Source organism: Chromobacterium sphagni (assembly GCF_001855555.1).
Classification (GTDB): Bacteria; Pseudomonadota; Gammaproteobacteria; order Burkholderiales; family Chromobacteriaceae; genus Chromobacterium; species Chromobacterium sphagni.
Genome location: NZ_MKCT01000001.1, coordinates 1,024,827 through 1,040,857 on the forward strand (window position 1 = coordinate 1,024,827; position 16,031 = coordinate 1,040,857).

General features: G+C 64.1%; 13 protein-coding genes. 5 read left to right on the forward strand and 8 right to left on the reverse strand.

Annotated features, from left to right (window positions below; genetic code table 11):
• Positions 1–110 precede the first annotated feature (110 nt).
• Entirely contained in the window at positions 111–932 is an 822-nt protein-coding gene (locus tag BI344_RS05000; protein WP_071111818.1) for an HDOD domain-containing protein, read from the forward strand.
• A 159-nt stretch (positions 933–1,091) separates the two neighbouring features.
• Here BI344_RS05000 and BI344_RS05005 read toward each other — a convergent pair whose 3' ends face one another.
• Complete coding sequence (locus BI344_RS05005) at positions 1,092–2,966, reverse strand: ribonuclease catalytic domain-containing protein (protein ID WP_071111819.1); 1,875 nt, start codon at positions 2,964–2,966, stop codon at positions 1,092–1,094.
• Positions 2,967–3,082: 116 nt separating this feature from the next.
• Between BI344_RS05005 and BI344_RS05010 the strand changes: the two genes are divergently transcribed.
• Positions 3,083–4,672, forward strand: a complete 1,590-nt coding sequence (locus tag BI344_RS05010; RefSeq protein ID WP_239690844.1) for a GGDEF domain-containing protein — start codon at positions 3,083–3,085, stop codon at positions 4,670–4,672.
• A 97-nt stretch (positions 4,673–4,769) separates the two neighbouring features.
• On the opposite strand, the gene BI344_RS05015 is transcribed toward BI344_RS05010, so the two are convergent.
• The 4 genes from BI344_RS05015 to BI344_RS05030 all read right to left on the reverse strand — a co-directional run bounded on the left by BI344_RS05015 (position 4,770) and on the right by BI344_RS05030 (position 8,743).
• The gene (locus BI344_RS05015; protein ID WP_071111820.1) at positions 4,770–5,543 is read right to left on the reverse strand and encodes an outer membrane protein OmpK; all 774 of its coding nucleotides are present in this window, start codon (positions 5,541–5,543) and stop codon (positions 4,770–4,772) included.
• 247 nt (positions 5,544–5,790) lie between these two features.
• Positions 5,791–6,108, reverse strand: a complete 318-nt coding sequence (locus BI344_RS05020) for an MGMT family protein (RefSeq protein WP_071111821.1) — start codon at positions 6,106–6,108, stop codon at positions 5,791–5,793.
• Complete coding sequence (locus BI344_RS05025; protein ID WP_071111822.1) at positions 6,108–6,758, reverse strand: MBL fold metallo-hydrolase; 651 nt, start codon at positions 6,756–6,758, stop codon at positions 6,108–6,110. Before BI344_RS05025 ends, BI344_RS05020 begins: the two co-directional genes overlap by 1 nt.
• 71 nt (positions 6,759–6,829) lie before the next feature.
• The gene (locus BI344_RS05030) at positions 6,830–8,743 is read right to left on the reverse strand and encodes a B12-binding domain-containing radical SAM protein (protein ID WP_071112073.1); all 1,914 of its coding nucleotides are present in this window, start codon (positions 8,741–8,743) and stop codon (positions 6,830–6,832) included.
• A gap of 185 nt (positions 8,744–8,928) precedes the next feature.
• On the opposite strand from BI344_RS05030, the gene BI344_RS05035 reads away from it, so the two are divergent.
• Together BI344_RS05035 and BI344_RS05040 are read left to right on the forward strand one after the other, a co-directional pair.
• A complete protein-coding gene (locus BI344_RS05035; RefSeq protein WP_071111823.1) occupies positions 8,929–9,243 on the forward strand; it encodes an ArsR/SmtB family transcription factor in 315 nt (104 codons plus the stop codon).
• A gap of 142 nt (positions 9,244–9,385) precedes the next feature.
• Complete coding sequence (locus tag BI344_RS05040; RefSeq protein WP_139166888.1) at positions 9,386–9,964, forward strand: c-type cytochrome; 579 nt, start codon at positions 9,386–9,388, stop codon at positions 9,962–9,964.
• Between the two features lie 155 nt (positions 9,965–10,119).
• On the opposite strand, the gene prfA is transcribed toward BI344_RS05040, so the two are convergent.
• Both prfA and hemA read right to left on the reverse strand, forming a co-directional pair.
• The gene (gene prfA / locus BI344_RS05045) at positions 10,120–11,196 is read right to left on the reverse strand and encodes a peptide chain release factor 1 (protein WP_071111824.1); all 1,077 of its coding nucleotides are present in this window, start codon (positions 11,194–11,196) and stop codon (positions 10,120–10,122) included.
• Entirely contained in the window at positions 11,196–12,449 is a 1,254-nt protein-coding gene (hemA, locus tag BI344_RS05050; RefSeq protein ID WP_071112075.1) for a glutamyl-tRNA reductase, read from the reverse strand. The genes prfA and hemA overlap by 1 nt, the downstream gene beginning before the upstream one ends.
• 397 nt (positions 12,450–12,846) lie before the next feature.
• Between hemA and BI344_RS05055 the strand changes: the two genes are divergently transcribed.
• Positions 12,847–15,486 carry a TonB-dependent receptor plug domain-containing protein gene (locus tag BI344_RS05055; RefSeq protein WP_158020752.1) on the forward strand — a complete coding sequence of 880 codons (2,640 nt, stop codon included), beginning with the start codon at positions 12,847–12,849 and terminating at the stop codon, positions 15,484–15,486.
• A gap of 53 nt (positions 15,487–15,539) precedes the next feature.
• Here BI344_RS05055 and BI344_RS05060 read toward each other — a convergent pair whose 3' ends face one another.
• A complete protein-coding gene (locus tag BI344_RS05060) occupies positions 15,540–16,001 on the reverse strand; it encodes a GNAT family N-acetyltransferase (protein WP_071111826.1) in 462 nt (153 codons plus the stop codon).
• Positions 16,002–16,031: the final 30 nt, after the last annotated feature.

Sequence of the window (16,031 nt, forward strand, 5' to 3'; positions counted from 1 at the left end):
CGAATGCGGCGTTGCGACAATTTCCCCGCCCGATCGGACACGTTTCCCCTTTCTTTCACAGTGCCATTGCCTAAGCTCAAACCTCCAATGCCAGAGCGGGAGAGCGCGTTATGCAAGTAGCCGAGATCTTCGAGAAAGCGTCGGGCAAGCTGCCTATGGTGCCCAAGGTGGTGCAGGAGTTGGTGGCCAGTTTCCATCGCAACGATGTCGCGATCGACGAGATCACGGATAAGGTCGGACATGACCAGGTGCTGACTGCGCGGGTATTGCGGCTGGCCAACAGCGCGCGTTTCGGCAGCAGCCGCAAGGTGGGTTCGCTGGACGACGCGGTGGTGTTGCTGGGTTTCGATAATCTGCGGGTGTTGGTGATCGCGTCCGGCGTGACCGGCGCCACGCAGGGCATCCACGGTTTCGACATGAAAGCGTTCTGGGCGCGCTGCTTCGCCATGGCCAACACCGCCAAGCTACTGGCCAAGCTGGCCGGAAGGGACGCGCAGCTGGGCTATACCTGCGGCCTGCTGGCGAATATCGGCGAGCTGGTGTTGTACGTGGCGGTGCCGGAGCAGGCGCAGCAGATCGACAAGATCGTCGCCGGAGGCGCCGAACGCATCAGCACCGAGCGCATGCTGCTGGGCATGGACCTGACCGAGTTGGGGGCGGAGCTGGCGCGGCGCTGGAATTTCCCCGATGAGATCCAGGAGGCGATCTACAACCAGCACGACCTGCTGAACGAGGACGCTTCGCCGTACGCGCTGCTGATCGGCCTGGCCACGTTCCTGGTGTCGGGCTTCCGCAACGAGATGAGCGTGACCGACATGCTGGTCAGCCTGCCGGAGCGGGTGCTGGAGCGGCTGGGGCTGGACCGAGCGCGGGTGGAGGGTGCGATGGAGCCGCTGCAGCAGGCCTGCATCCAGGTGGACGACATGTTCTGAGCGCGGGCGTGTGGGGCTGGGCCGCTGCCCGCGCGCCAGGAGCCGGCATGGCGGCGCAATCCGGCATCCGCGCGCAGAAGGACGCCGCGCGGAACGCGGACAAGAAAAAACCGCCGCGCTTTGCGAAGGGCGCGGCGGCTGGCGGGTTTGGCGGGCGGGTCAGGCCTCGCCGTCTTCCTTGGCCTCTGCCACCTGCTCCAGCCGGCCGGTGTAGCGCAACTCCACTTCCTGCATCAGCTCGTCCACCCGCACCAGCGCCAGTTGCACGCGGTCGCCGCGGTTCAGCTCCGGCAGGCCGGGAATGCGCAGTCGCAGCGGCAGGCCGTCGATGCGCACCAGGTCTTCCTTGATGATGGTGGCGGTCGGCTCGTTGATGCCTTCCTGCACCAGATATTTCAGGCACCAGTAGTGCTCCATCTTGTCCTGGAACGACAGGTAGGCGCCGTAGGTGGCGTCGAAGTCGCGCAGGATGGCGAACAGCATGGCGTTGCCCTGCTCGTACAGCGGCTTTTCGCCGCGTATCATCGCCGCCAGCTGGCGCTGATTGACGAAGTCGCTGGCGCGGCGCAGCGGCGAGGTGCTCCAGGCATATTGCGCCACGCCCAGGCCGATGTGCGGCTCGGGACGGGTGGTCATCCGCACTTTGCCCATGCTCTGGGCGCGGTACATCGCCGGGATGTCGGCCTCGGCCAGCATCCGGCCCCACTCGCTGTTGGCCAGGATCATCAGCTCGGATACCAGCTTGTCCATCGGCGCGCCGCGCTTGCGGATGGTGATGGACACCTTGCCGTCGGCGACGTCGATGTTGTAGTCGTGCTGCGCCGGACGGGTGGGGTCGTATTTGCCGCGGCGCTTCTCCAGCGCCTCGGCGAACTGCCACAGCCAGGTCAGCTCGCGCTTGAACGGGTAGTCGGTGCCTGGGTCGTTGGCCAGCGTTTCCTCATTGAACACCCGTTCCAGCTGCGCGTGCCGCAGGTTGGCGGCGATGGGCACCAGTTCGATGCGGTTTTCGAAGGCTACCGGCTCGAATGCCGGCGTCACCTCGGCGTACAGCGAGAACGCCGGGCAGGCGCGGCCTTCCTGCAGCGTGAAGGCCGCCACCACGTCGTCGGGCAGCATGGTGATCTTGTCGCCGGGGAAATAGGCGGTGGACAGCCGCGACAGCACCATCTTTTCGATGTCGGAATCCACCGGCACGCCCAGCGTCGGCGCGGCGATGTGAATGCCGACGCGGGTGTTGCCGTTGGCCAGCGGCGTCAGCGACAGCGCGTCGTCGATCTCGGTGGTGTTGGCGTCGTCGATGGAGAAGGCCTGCACCTCGGCCAGCGGCAGTTCGGGCAGGGCTTCCGGCGGCGCGTATTTGCCGAAGCCGGCGCCCTTGGGGAAGTACTCCATCAGGAAGCCGGCCATCAGGTAGGCCGGCACTGACGGAATGCCGCCCACTTTTTCCGCCAGGCGCAGCGGCGCCAGGTTCAGCTCGCGCGCAGCCTGGTCGAAAGCCTTGTATTCCAGCGTGTTCTTGTCCGGCCGCCACAGCAGCGTCATCAGCTGCGAGCGGATGGCTTCCGGCAGCGCGCCGGCCTTCAATTCGCCCACCCAGCCGTCGATCTGCTCCTGTTCGCGCTTCTTGCGCTCCACGCCGGCCAGCGCGGCCTGTAGCGCTTCCTGCGGCGCCTTCTTGTAACGGCCCTTGCCTTTTTTGTAGAAGTACATCGGCGCGCCATGCAGGCGGCTGATCAGCGCGGCGGCCTCCGCGGCGGACGGCGCGTGGCCGAAATAGTCGGCGGCCAGCTCCTGATAGGCGAACTCGTCGTCCGGACTGCATTCCCATAGGAAGTCCAGATCGATATCTTCAGCCAGATTGTCTACCGAGGGCAGAAAATCGGCCAAGGGGGAGCTAAACTCCAGAAACACGTTGGCGCTTTTGAGCTTGGCGCGCTTGCCGTGCTGGGTGTCAACCTGCAGGCTGGCATCGCTGCGCGAGACAATGCTGCCAACCTTGAAACTGCCGCTCTCTTCGTAAAAAACGTTCATCAAAACATGCCAGGCCGTTGAATTCAAGGGCGGATTATAGCAGTTAGCCTGCCGGGCCGGCGCCATAAACTTGCAGTGGAGGCGGGCGGATCCGCCAGAAAACGGAACTCCACGTCATGAAACAGGCTGTGCCCATCCATCCCGGTCAACGTACCCATCTGGCGCGGGAAATCGACCGCATCGGCTACATGCTGGTGTCGCGCTGGGAGCGTCCGCTGGCCGCGCACCTGCTGTCGCTGGTGATGCGGCTGGAGGACCTGGTGTGCTCGGTTGGACTGGGCGACATCGCCGTCGAGACGCGCGCGCTGGCCAGCTTGCTGCAGCAGTGGCTGCAGCAGCAGGCGGTGCCGTCGGAACAAGAACTCTACGGCTTGCTGCGCCACCATCTGGGAGTGGTCAGCCAGCTAGGGCTGATGGAGCGGCAAACGGACCCTGGCCGGGACGCGCTGGCTGCCCCGGACAACGATAACGCCCGTCTCTATCTGTGGCTGCCGGTCGGCATCGACGCCGGTCCGCTGCAAAGGCAGCTGGCCTGTTTCGGCTTCGAGGTCACCCTGCTGTCGCAGGCGGCCAAGCTGGCCAGGGCGCTGCAGGAGGCGACGCCGGTGGCGGTAGTGGCGTTCAGCGAATTCGCCGACAACGATCCCATCATCCAGCTGGCGCCGGCTGTCAGCAGCACCTGTCCGCTGGTGCTCACCTCGCCGCGGCGCGATTTTCCGGTACGGCTGGCCGCGACGCGGCTTGGGGCCTGCGGCCTTCTCGACTGGCCGCTGCAGGCCAACCAGCTGGTGGATCTGCTCAGGTTCGGCGACATCAGCGAACGGCGCGATCCGCTGCGGGTGCTGATCGTCGAGGACATGGCGTCGCTGGCCGGCCTGTACACCCAGGTGCTGGCCGCGCACGGCGTGGAGGCCACCAGCGAGACCAATCCGGAGAAGGTGCCGGAGCGGATCGAGCAGCTCAGCCCCGATCTGATCCTGATGGACATGTACATGCCGCAGTGCAATGGCATCGAGCTGGCCAAGGTGATCCGCCAGCAGCGGCTGCTGGATGGCATTCCCATCGTGTTCCTGTCGGTGGAGAAGCGCCAGGTGGTGCAGCTGGACGCGCTGACGCTGGGCATAGACGGCTTCCTGACCAAGCCGGTGGCGCCGGAGGAACTGGTGGTGACGGTGATCAACCGCGCGCGGCGCTACCGCAAGCTGCGTTCCTACATCGCCAACGACAGCCTGACCGGCCTGCTCAACCATTCCCACCTGCATGGCCAGATGGACAGCGGCATCCTGCGCGCGCGGCGCGATTCGCTGCCGCTGTCGCTGGCGATGCTGGACCTCGATTATTTCAAGAGGATCAACGACACCTACGGCCACCAGGCCGGCGACCAGGTGCTGCTTAACCTGGCGCGCTTTCTGAAGGAGAGGTTGCGCCGCACCGATCTGGTGGGACGCTATGGCGGCGAGGAGTTCGCCATCGTGCTGGGCGGCATGCCGATCATGCGCGCGCACCAAATCATGGACAGCCTGCGCCAGGACTTCAGCCAGCTGGAGCAGCAGGCGGAAAACCGTTCGTTCCGCCAGACCTTCAGCGTCGGCATCAGCTCGCTGCAGACCGCGGAGGATTCCATCAGCCTGGTGCAGCAGGCCGACGAAATGCTGTACCGCGCCAAGGAAGAGGGCCGCAACCGGGTGGAAAGCCGCGGCGGCTGAGCTGGCAAAACAAAAGCCCCCGCGCGGGCGGGGGCGTTCAAGCGGCGGAGCGGCTCCGCCGTCCTGCCCGCGCAAGGCGGGCGAGGCAGTCCATCAATTACTTGATGTTGTACTTGATCGAGTAGATCACAGCGTTCTGATAGGCGGTGCTGCCCAGCTTCTGATCGGCGTAGCGGTACTGGATGCCGGTGGTCACTTCCTTGGTCGGGGTCCACCACAGCGCGACGGCACCGTTCTGGCCTACGCGCGGCTGGCCGCCGCTCTTGTAAATGCCGATGAACTTGTCCTGGCGGTCCAGTTCGGTTTCGTGCCATTGGGTCAGCATCAGGTTCTGGCCGAAAGCCTGGAACGGATACAGCATCACGTAACCGGTCATGAAACCGTTGAAGCCCGAAGCCGAGCCGGGTTGACCAGAATCCATCTCGTTGTGCACGCCGAAGAACGGCTTGATGCTCAGTGCGCCGAAGCTCAGATCGGTGCCCAGACCCAGAACGCGGTTCTGGGTAAAGAATTCATTGCCGCGGGTGTCGTAGACGTGAGCGTACAGCTGTACCGGCACGCCACCGATGTCGGTCAGGTTGTAACGGCCAATCACCTTCGTGGTGTAGCGACGGTCTTTGGTGCCGGTGCCGTTGTTGCCCTTGCCCGGGTTTTCCAGGTCGAAGAAGCCATACAGCTCGCCCCATTTGGCGCCCAGGCCACCTTCGGCTTCCAGGTAGCCGAAATCGCGCTTGCCGCTTTGTTCGGTAGTGCGATCCGACCAGTCCAGCCAGTTGGCGCTGACGTTTGCGAAAGAGTATTCACCGCCGGCATGAGCCAGCGCGGAGGTGGCCAACAGAGACAGGGCCAGCAGCGACTTGCGAGTTTTCATTGTTTCACCAGACTATTTTTCATGTAGTAACCGTCCGACAAGCTGTCGGCGAGCGCGCGCAGATTAGACTCAGAAATGGCCTTATGCAAACAATTTGTCACGTGCCTGTCGCTTTTCTGCAAAGAATCATTGCATTTTTGTAGCAAAATGACGTTGACGTTACATTTCGTTGGCAAAATGCCACATGGAAATATCTCTACGTGAAGATAAGTATCTGAGCAACCGGGCGTTTCCGGCTTGCGGCAGGTCAACCGCCGGAGTCGGACCAGCCGTAACGGCGCAGGTCAATCTTGCCGCTGGCATTGAATTCCACGCCCTCTTCCTCCAGCAGCAGGCGCTGCCAGTCGGCGTGGTGGCTGCCGGGGCGCGACAGCCGGCCGCCGGCGCCCAGCACCCGGTGCCAGGGCGCGGCCAGGCCTGCCGGCAAGTGGCTCAGCAGGTGGCCGACATGGCGGGAGTGGCGCGGATAGCCGGCGCGTTCGGCCAGCTGCCCATAGGTGGTGACGCGGCCCGGCGGCAGCTCGGCCAGCAGCGCCAGCACGCGGCGGGCGAATTCGGGCGGCATCAGCGGTAGCGCGGGTTGGCGACGTAGGGATTGCCGCGTTTTTCCGCGCCTATGGTGGTGAGCGGGCCGTGGCCGGGCAGCACGGTGGTGGCGTCCGGCAGCATGAACAGCTTCTGCTGGATGGCGTCCACCAGTTGCTGGTGGTTGCCCATCGGGAAATCGGTGCGGCCTATCGAGCCCTGGAACAGCACGTCGCCGGCCACCAGCAGGCCGGCCGCCGCGCTGTAGAACACCACGTGGCCCGGGGTGTGGCCCGGGCAGTGGATCACCTGCAGCGTTTCCTCGCCCACGGTCACCGTGTCGCCTTCCTCCAGCCAGCGGTCGGGGGTCAGCGGCTCGCTGCGCGGGAAGCCGAACATCTTGCCCTGGGTGGGCAACTGGTCCAGCCAGAAACTTTCGCTGCGTTCGGGGCCTTCTATCTTCACCCCCAGTTGTTCGGCCAGCCTGGCGGCGCCGCCGGCATGGTCGATATGGCCGTGGGTGAGCAGCAGCTTCTGCACCGTCAGGCCCTGGCTATCGACCCAGGCGCGTATGCGTTCGATGTCGCCGCCGGCGTCGATGACGGCCGCCTGGCGGCTGACGCTGCACCACAGCACGCTGCAGTTCTGGGCAAACGGGGTGACCGGGATCACATGGTATTTCAAGGACATGGCCGTGCTCGTGGCGAAAACGCAATCCGCCATTGTGGCACGGGCGGCGCGCGCTGGGGAGGCCCCGCGCGCTAGCCGCGCAGCGCGCGCGCGATGAACTGGCGCGGTACCTGGGGCCTGGGCACCCGCTGGTCGAACCAGGCGCGCACGTCGCTGTCCAGGCCGATGCCGTGCATGTAGTTGTACAGCGCCTTGTTGAGCGCGCGGCCCATAGCGTCGTGATCGGTGCCGGTGGGGTCGATGAAGCCGACATCGTTCTTGCCGAAGTTGCCTTCCGGCAGCGGCACCAGCTTGACGCCGTATTCTTCCGGGTTCTTGCCCACCGGCGAGTGCACGGTGCAGGCGAAGCGGTGGAAGAAGCCGGACTGGATGCAGCCGCTGTCGAACAGCTGGCGCACGTATTCCAGCGCGTCCACCGTGTCCTGCACCGTCTGGGTGGGGAAGCCGTACATCAGGTAGGCGTGCACCAGGATGCCGGCTTCGGCGAAGCCGTAGGTGACGCGCGCCACCTGCTCCACCGACACGCCTTTCTTCATCAGCTTCAAGAGCCGGTCCGACGCCACTTCCAGCCCGCCGGAAATGGCGATGCAGCCGGATTCGGCCAACAGCTGCGCCAGTTCCGGCGTGAACGACTTCTCGAAGCGGATATTGCCCCACCAGGAGATGGACAGATTGCGCCGCAGCAGCTCTTCGGCCAGCGCCTTCAGCATCTTGGGCGGCGCCGCCTCGTCGACGAAGTGGAAGCCGGTCTGGCCGGTCTCGGCGATGATGGCCTCGATGCGGTCCACCAGCACCTCGGCCGACGCCGTCTCGTAGCGCGAGATGTAGTCCAGCGTCACGTCGCAGAAGCTGCACTTCTTCCAGTAGCAGCCGTGGGCGACGGTGAGCTTGTTCCAGCGGCCGTCGCTCCATAGCCGGTGCATCGGATTGAGCATGTCCAGCAAGGACAGGTAGCGGTCTATCGGCAGGCCGTCCCAGGTGGGGGTGCCCACCTCGGAAAACGGCACGTCGGCTTCCTGCATATTGACGTAGCGGACCGAGCCGTCTTCCTGGCGCAGGAAGGTGCGCACCAGCCGGCTGGGTCCGCGCTTGCCCTGCAAATGTTCCAGCAGCGCCAGCAGCGGGCGCTCGCCGTCGTCCAGCGTCACGAAGTCGAAGTAGTCGAACACCCGCGGCTCGGCCAGTTCCCTGAGTTCGGTGTTGACGTAGCCGCCGCCCAGGCAGGTCTTGATCTCGGGATGGCGGCGCTTGATGGCCTGGGCGATGCGGAAGGCGGCGTACACCGCGCCGGGGAAGGGCACCGAGATCAGCACCAGTTGCGGCTGGTGTTTTGCCACCGCGGCCTGCACCAGCGCGTCCAGCGTGTCGTCCACCCAGTTGGGCGCGGCGGCCAGCGCCCGGGCCAGCGGCTCGAAGCTGGGCTGCGACAGCGCCAGCGATTCGGCGTAGCGGACGAATTCGAAGCGCGGGTCCACCGCGTCGCGCAGCACGTCGGCGATGTCGTTCAGGTACAGCGTGGCCAGATGGCGGGCGCGGTCCTGGCTGCCCAGCGCGCCGAAGGCCCAGGCCAGCGGGTCGCCGCCTTCCGGATCGTCCGGGTCCACGTACACGTCCAGCGCGGCGAAGCGCGGGCCTTCCGGCAGGTAGTTGCGGCCGGCGATGCGGTAGGACAGCGTGGCGTCGCGGCCCTGCAGGAAGGCTATGGCGCCGTCTATCGTCGCCTGGTAGCGGTCGAATTCGGCGTCGAACTGTTGCAGCGCGGCCGAGCGCTGGCGCAGCGGCACCTTGCGCACGTGTTCGCGCAGGGTTTGCATGCCGGCGCGTGAAAACAGCTTGAGCACCAGCGCCAGCGCCAGGTCCTCCTGGGCGGCTTGTGCGCCGCGCGAGCGCAGGAAGCCGGTGAGATAGGCGGTGGACGGGTAGGGCGTATTCAGCTGCGTCATCGGCGGGATGAGCGACAGCACGCGCAGCGAGCTTGCAGACATGGCGGTGGACAATCCGGCGGGTGGTTCAAAAAGCATAGCCGGGCGCAGGCCCGGCTGTGCGCGATTGTCCCACAGCGCGCCGCCAGCGGCTAGGCTGGCGTGGTTTCGGCGGTTAAAGGTATGTTGATCAATATAATATCAATTGATATATTGATTTCAAGTTCTTATTTTAAAAGCGAGTTTTCATGGATTTTCCCGGCATTCCCCCTGCAGATATGCGCGCCGCGGCCGGGCAGGCCTGCGGCCTGCTGCGGGCGCTGGCCAACGAGGACCGGCTGCTGCTGCTGTGCCAGCTCAGCCGGGGAGAGCAGTCGGTGAGCGAGCTGGAGCAGGTGGTGGGCATCCGCCAGCCGACCTTGTCGCAACAGCTGGGCGTGTTGCGCGGCGAGGGCCTGGTGGCGACCCGGCGCGACGGCAAGCGCATTTTCTATTCGGTGGCGGACGTCAAGGCGCTGGCGCTGTTGACCGCGCTGCACCGGTTGTATTGCCCCAAGGAGTGAGGAACGCGCTGGAAGCGCTTTGTCGCCGGGAGTCGGCGCGTGCTTTCCCGCCGCTGGCGGCGCGGATCCCGTTCCAAGGACGTGGGAAATCGGCGGGTCTGCCGCATATAATTCACCCGTCATCAACGATGGAGCTTGCCGGGTGAAAACGGGTCGACTGATTTTTCTGGGATGGATGGCGATGGCGTCCGCGCTGGCGGCGCCGCAGGCTGTCCAGTTGTGCGCCAGCTGTCATGGCGCGGACGGCAACAGCGCGTCGCCGCGGTTTCCGCGGCTGGCGGGCCAGCAGGCGGCGTTTATGGAGCAGCAGCTTGAGCTGTTCCGCGAGCGCAAGCGCGACGACAAGGGCGCGCACCAGGCCGCGCTGGGCAAGCTGGACGCCGCGGCCGTCAAGGGCCTGGCCGCTTATTTCGCCGCGCAGCAGCCGGCGGCCAATCCGGCGGCGGGCGCCGACGCCAAGCTGCTGGCGGCGGGGCGCAAGCTGTTCATGGAGGGCAATCTGGCGGTGGGCACGCCGCCTTGCTTCTCTTGCCACGGCGACCGCGGCGAGGGCAACGCGACGGCGCCGCGGCTGGCGGGCCAGCACTCGGCCTATCTGCTAAGCCAGTTGCAGGTGTTCGACGTGTCGCAGCGGCCGGCGGCGGCGGAAATGCAGGAAATCGTCAAGACCATGAGCGCGGACGACATCAAGGCGCTGGTCGCCTATATTCCAGGCATGTAGCCGGCAAAAGAAAAGGCCGCGCTAGGCGGCCCCAAGCTCGGAGAAAAACGCCCATCCGGTCGGGCAGGCGGGACAGGCACAGGCTGCGGTTGTGGTTGCGGCCTGTTTTTTCTATAGCGGATTTTAGCGCCGCCGACGGCATGGGGCAATCTCGCCTAGTCGCCCAGCGCCGCCAGCAGTTCGGCCTGCTGCTCGGCCACCAGCGCGTCGGTCAGCTCGGCGATGTCGCCGTCCATCATCTGGTCCAGCTTGTACAGCGTCAGATTGATGCGGTGGTCGGTGATGCGGCCCTGCGGATAGTTGTAGGTGCGGATGCGTTCCGAGCGGTCGCCGGAGCCGATGAGCCCCTTGCGCTCGGCCGCCTCCTTCTGGTTCTTCTCGCGCAGCTGGATGTCGTAGATGCGCGCCGCCAGCACCTGCATCGCGCTGGCCTTGTTGGCGTGCTGCGAGCGGCCGTCCTGGCATTCGGCGACGATGCCGGTGGGCAGGTGGGTGATGCGCACCGCCGAATCGGTTTTATTGATGTGCTGGCCGCCGGCGCCGGACGCGCGGAAGGTATCGATGCGCAGGTCGGCCGGGTTCAGCACCACTTCGGCGATTTCGTCGGCCTCGGCCATCACCGCCACCGTGCAGGCGGAGGTGTGGATGCGGCCTTGGGTCTCGGTGGCCGGCACCCGCTGCACGCGGTGGCCGCCGGATTCGAACTTCAGCCGCGAATAGGCCCCCTGGCCCACCAGCCGCACGATCGCTTCCTTGTAGCCGCCAAGGTCGGATTCGCTGGCGGAGACGATCTCCACCTGCCAGCGGTTGCGTTCGGCGTAGCGTGTGTACATGCGCAAGAGGTCGGCGGCGAACAGCGCGGCCTCGTCGCCGCCGGTGCCGGCGCGGATTTCCAGGAAGATATTCTTGTCGTCGTTGGGGTCCTTGGGCAGCAGCAGCTTCTGCAGCTCCAGCTCCAGCTGTTCCAGCTTGCGCTTGCCATCCAGGATTTCCGCCTGGGCGAACTCCTTCATTTCCGGATCGGCCAGCATGTCCTCGGCGGCGGCGATGTCGCCTTCGCATTGGCGGTAGGCGGCAAAGGTCTCCACCACCGGCGTCAGCTCGGCGTGCTCGCGGGTGAGTTTTCTGAAGGCCTCCATGTTCTGGGTGGCCGTTTCGCTGGCCAGAAGGTGGGTCACCTCCTCCAGGCGGTCAGCCAGTTGCGACAGCCTGGCTGCAATAGACGCTTTCATTACGACTCCGGATGTAAACGGTAAAGCCGCGCGATGGTCTGCACCTGCGCGTCGTGCTCCGCGCCGCTGCCCGAGGACAGGGCCTGGGTGGGCGGGTGCATCAATTTGTTGGTGAGCTGGAGCGACAGCGCTTCCAGGACTTTTTCCGGCGCGTCGCCACGCGCCAGTTGTTTCATCGCCGCCTCCAGCGCGTGGCGGCGGGCGCGGTCGGCCTCGTCGCGCAGCGCGCGGATCAAGGGCACGGTCTCGCGCTTCTTCAGCCAGTCGGAAAATTCCGCCACCCGCGCCTGGATGATGGTTTCCGCCTCCGCCGCGGCGCTCTGCCGCGCTTCCTTGCCCACTTCGACGATGCCGGCGATGTCGTCGACGCTGTACAGGAACACGTCGTCCAGCTGCGCCACTTCCAGTTCGATGTCGCGCGGCACCGCCAGGTCCAGCATGAAGATCGGCCGGTGGCGGCGCTGCTTGATCGCCCGCTCCACCATGCCCTTGCCTATCATCGGCAGCTGGCTGGCGGTGGAGGTGACCACCACGTCGTAGCGCGCCAGGGCGTCCGGCAGTTCCGACAGTGTGATGGCATTGCCGCCGAACTGCTCGGCCAGCCGTTGGCCGCGTTCCAGCGTGCGGTTGGCCACGGTGATACAGGACGGGTTGCGCGCCGCGAAGTGGGTGGCCACCAGCTCTATCATCTCGCCGGCGCCGACGAACAGCACGTTCAGCTCGGCTATCGATGGAAAGATCTGCTCGGCCAGCTTTACCGCGGCGGCGGACATCGACACCGAACTCGAACCCACCGCGGTGTTGGAGCGCACCTCCTTGGCCACCGCGAAAGTGCGTTGGAACAGGCCGTTGAGCATGCTGCCCAGCGTGCCGGCGTTTTCGGCGCTGCGCACCGCGTCCTTCAACTGGCCCAGGATCTGGGTTTCGCCCAGCACCATCGAATCCAGGCCGGAGGCCACGCGAAAAGCGTGGCGGGCGGCGTTGGACGCTTCCATCTGGTACAGGTAGGGCTCAACCTCGGCCAGGCTCAGGCCGTGGAACTGGCACAGCCAGGACAGCGCGGCGTGCGGGTCCGGACTGCAGCAGTAGATCTCGGTGCGGTTGCAGGTGGAGACGATGGCCGCCTCGCGCGCGGCCTGCGAGGCCACCAGACTGTCCAGCGCCCGAGGCAGGGTTTCGGCTGGAAACGCCAGCTTTTCCCGTATCGACAGCGGTGCCGTGTGGTGGTTGAGTCCGAAGGCAAGCAGATGCATGGGCGGAAAGTGCCGCAGACGAAAACAGGCCATTTTAGCCTAAGTGGGCGGCGGCGTCCCGCGGAGCGTGCCCGGACGGCATGGCGGCGGCGCCTGATCCGGGTGGGCAAGCGCTGGCGCATATCGTCTGCGCCGCGAGATGTTGTTTTGTTGAGACAAGAACAAAAAATCATTTCGTCACCGGCATTAACAAAAAAACACAATTTCAATCAAAGTTTTAACAAACTTTCTGATTTCGCCTTTCGTTCGGCTGGCGTGGCATGAGGTGGCGAAGCATTTGCCATGCCCGATGATTAATGCCATTTTCATCGCGAGTCGCATGTTTCACGCATGTGACAGTGGTGGCACAGATTTGCGCCAACGCAGCGCGAACACCGTGATGAACAAAGGGAAAATGATGAGAGTCAAGATTTTGGCCCAGGCGATAGCCGCCATCGGCCTGTTGGGGAGCGGCTTTGCCCATGCCGCGGATAGCAGCGACAGTCAACTGGAGCGGGTGACCATCACTGGCTCCAATATCAAACGTATCAACACGCAAGGCGCGTTGCCGGTTGAGATTCTGAAAAAAGAGGACATCGCCAAAACTGGAGCGTCTACCGTCGCCCAACTGCTGGATACTCTGACTTCCATTTCCAGCGTTACCGCCGGCACCAGCAGCACCAGCTTCGTGCCCGGCGCTGCCCATGCCAGCATGCGCGGCATGGACGCCAAGTACACGCTGATTCTGCTGAATGGCCGTCGCCTGGCCAGCTATGCCCAGCTGGAAAGCGGCACCGACTCCTTCACCGATCTGAACACGCTACCCTTATCCGTCATCGAGTCAGTAGAGATCCTGCGCGATGGCGCCTCCGCGATCTACGGTTCCGATGCGGTTGCCGGCGTGATCAATTTCAAGACCAAACGCAACTATCAAGGCGTGGACACCTACGCCCGCTATGGCCAGACTTCCGCTGGAGACGGCGCGGAGCAGGCCGTCGGCGTATCGGCGGGCACCGGCGATCTGAACAAGGATGGCTACAACGCGTTGTTTTCGTTCGACGCGTATCATCGCGAGCCAGTGTTCTACAGCAAGCACGATGCGATCAAGAGTCGAGATTTCCGCCGGTTTGGCGGTGACGACAACCGTTATCTGAGTACCTGGGGCGGCTGGCGCACCAGCCCCAAATCGCAGTATACCGCGATGCCCTATTGTCCTTTGCCGTTGGTAACCAAGGCAAGCGGGCAAACCATCTGTCCGATTGACTACGACCGGCAGGATGCTCAGGTATCACCACGCACCTCCCGCTACGGCCTGTTGTCCGTGTTGACGAAAAAGCTGGACGCGGACAGCCAACTTTATGCGGAACTGGGTTTCAACCAGACCAAGACCTATCTGCAAGGCGGCAATAACTTCCTCAATGGGATCACGCTTGCTCCGGGCGACGCCGCTTATCCGACTGATCCGAGCCTCATCGCCGCTTTGAAAGCGCAAAACCCTGGCTTCACGCCCGGCAAGGACAATATCACCATTTACCGTGGCCTGAACGAAGGCTGGGGCCGAGATCGGGAGGCCACCAGCAATACCTATCATGCCGTGTTCGGCTACTCCACGTCGCTGAAGGACTGGGACTTTGACGCCTCCGTAAATTTCAGCGGAAACAATGTCACTAACAATAATCAGGACTACCTGACCTCGTTGGAGGATTCGCTGGGCACCGGCAATCCGAGCGGCCCGACCTACAATCCGTTCATTCACGGCAACCCGGCCTCCAGCCTGGCGCCGTACCAGGCGCTGGACGTCAATAAGGCCTCGACCAGCCTGCAGGCGCTGGAGCTGAAGGCGTCGAAGAGCGAATTGTTCAATCTGCCGGGCGGTGCGGCCGGTTTCGCCACCGGCATCCAGTGGTGGCGTGAGACGCTGGTGAGTACGCCGGATCTCAACAGCCAGCAAGGCCTAGTGATGAATTCCGCGCCGCAGAGCTACCTGGATGCCAGCCACAGCATCTTCGCGGCCTATGGTGAATTCAACTTGCCGCTGGCCAAAAACCTGGAAGTGCAGTTGGCCTTGCGTGGCGACCATTACAGCGACTTTGGCAACACCATCAATCCTAAGGTCGCCTTCTCGTACCGGCCGATCAAGGAAGTCATGTTCCGCGGTTCCGCGACGTCCGGCTTCAAGGCTCCGTCGTTCACCCAGCTGAACCTGACCCGCACCGCCTACGGTTCGGTAAAGGACTACGACCAGTGCGCCCAGCAGGGTATCCCGGCCAATAAGTGCCCATCCAACAGCACCAAGATCGTCAGCGGCGGCAATCCGAACCTGCAACCGGAAACCAATGACAGCTTCAGCCTGGGCGTGGTGCTGCAACCGGTGAAGGATCTGTTCGCCTCGGTGGACTTCTACCGGATCAACCAGAAAAATGTCATCAACGCGGTTGACCTTGAGGACGTAGTCACCAATCCGGCCAAATATCCCGGCGCGATTGTTCGCAAGCCGGCCGGCTCCGGCGTGCTGGGCGACATAGACTATGTCAACACGCCGTATCAGAATGCTGGCGGCCTGAGCACCTCTGGACTAGATTTCGATCTGCGTTACGACTGGTCGCTGGGTGGCTATGGCAAGCTCAAGCTGGAAAACCAGCACAGCCGTCTGTTGAGCTTCAAAGACCACAAGTTGTCGGGCGATCCCTGGTTGGAAGAGCTGGATTATGCGATTCAGCCGCGTTGGAAGAATGTGTTCACCGCCGAATACAGCTATGACAAATACTCGGTGGGCATGACCGCGCGCAGCTATGCCGGTTACAAGAATCTGGAACAGGCGATTTCCAAGACCAGCACCTTGCAAGGCAAGCCGGGCCGCATCCCGAGCTATACCGCGCTAGACCTGGACTTCACCATCTCTCCGCTAAAGAAGCTGAAGATCGGCGGTGGCGTGAAGAATATCGGGAATCGGACTCCGCCATACTTTATCAACAGTTCGACTCCCGGCACCTTCTCCGGCAGCGATACCGATCTGTGGGGCCGCACCTACTACCTGAACGTCAACTACAAATTCTGATAGCCGCGCTAACAAAGACAGCCGCCGCTCTGGCGGCTGTTTTCATTTTTGCCTTAACTATTCCGCCGCATATCCAAATGCAAAATCCCGCCGTCGTCGTAAGGCTCGGACACCGGCAGGAAGCCGAAGGCGGCGTACATCGCGCTGGCGTCGCACTGCGCCGACAGCATGATGGCGCGGCCGGGGAAGTGCGCCTGGCACTGCGCCACCGCCTGCGCCAGCAGCGCCTTGCCCAGGCCCTGGCCGCGTGCGGCGGGTTCCACCACCACCCGGCCGACGGCGGCGGCGTCCGGGTATTTTTCGCCGGGGGCGATCAGGCGGGCGTAGGCCAGCAGCTGGCCGGCCTCGTCGCGGCCCGACAGATGCAGGCAGTGGGTGTCCACGCCGTCGATGTCGCCGTAGATGGACTGCTGTTCCAGCACGAACACCCGGTCGCGCAGTTGCAGAACTTGGTACAGCGCCAGCGGGGTAAAGCCGTCAAATCCGTGGCAATGCCACGCTATCCTGTTTGCCATAGTAGAATTCCTCCATTTCCCGTACCGGTC

Bases quoted from the DNA above. Each gene is read 5' to 3' on its own strand.
- BI344_RS05010 (WP_239690844.1), top strand. From the start codon at position 3,083: ATGAAACAGGCTGTGCCCATCCATCCCGGTCAACGTACCCATCTGGCG.
- BI344_RS05060 (WP_071111826.1), bottom strand. From the start codon at position 16,001: ATGGCAAACAGGATAGCGTGGCATTGCCACGGATTTGACGGCTTTACC.
- BI344_RS05055 (WP_158020752.1), top strand. From the start codon at position 12,847: ATGAGAGTCAAGATTTTGGCCCAGGCGATAGCCGCCATCGGCCTGTTG.
- BI344_RS05035 (WP_071111823.1), top strand. From the start codon at position 8,929: ATGGATTTTCCCGGCATTCCCCCTGCAGATATGCGCGCCGCGGCCGGG.
- BI344_RS05000 (WP_071111818.1), top strand. From the start codon at position 111: ATGCAAGTAGCCGAGATCTTCGAGAAAGCGTCGGGCAAGCTGCCTATG.
- BI344_RS05005 (WP_071111819.1), bottom strand. From the start codon at position 2,966: ATGAACGTTTTTTACGAAGAGAGCGGCAGTTTCAAGGTTGGCAGCATT.
- hemA (WP_071112075.1), bottom strand. From the start codon at position 12,449: ATGCATCTGCTTGCCTTCGGACTCAACCACCACACGGCACCGCTGTCG.
- prfA (WP_071111824.1), bottom strand. From the start codon at position 11,196: ATGAAAGCGTCTATTGCAGCCAGGCTGTCGCAACTGGCTGACCGCCTG.
- BI344_RS05030 (WP_071112073.1), bottom strand. From the start codon at position 8,743: ATGTCTGCAAGCTCGCTGCGCGTGCTGTCGCTCATCCCGCCGATGACG.
- BI344_RS05020 (WP_071111821.1), bottom strand. From the start codon at position 6,108: ATGCCGCCCGAATTCGCCCGCCGCGTGCTGGCGCTGCTGGCCGAGCTG.
- BI344_RS05015 (WP_071111820.1), bottom strand. From the start codon at position 5,543: ATGAAAACTCGCAAGTCGCTGCTGGCCCTGTCTCTGTTGGCCACCTCC.
- BI344_RS05025 (WP_071111822.1), bottom strand. From the start codon at position 6,758: ATGTCCTTGAAATACCATGTGATCCCGGTCACCCCGTTTGCCCAGAAC.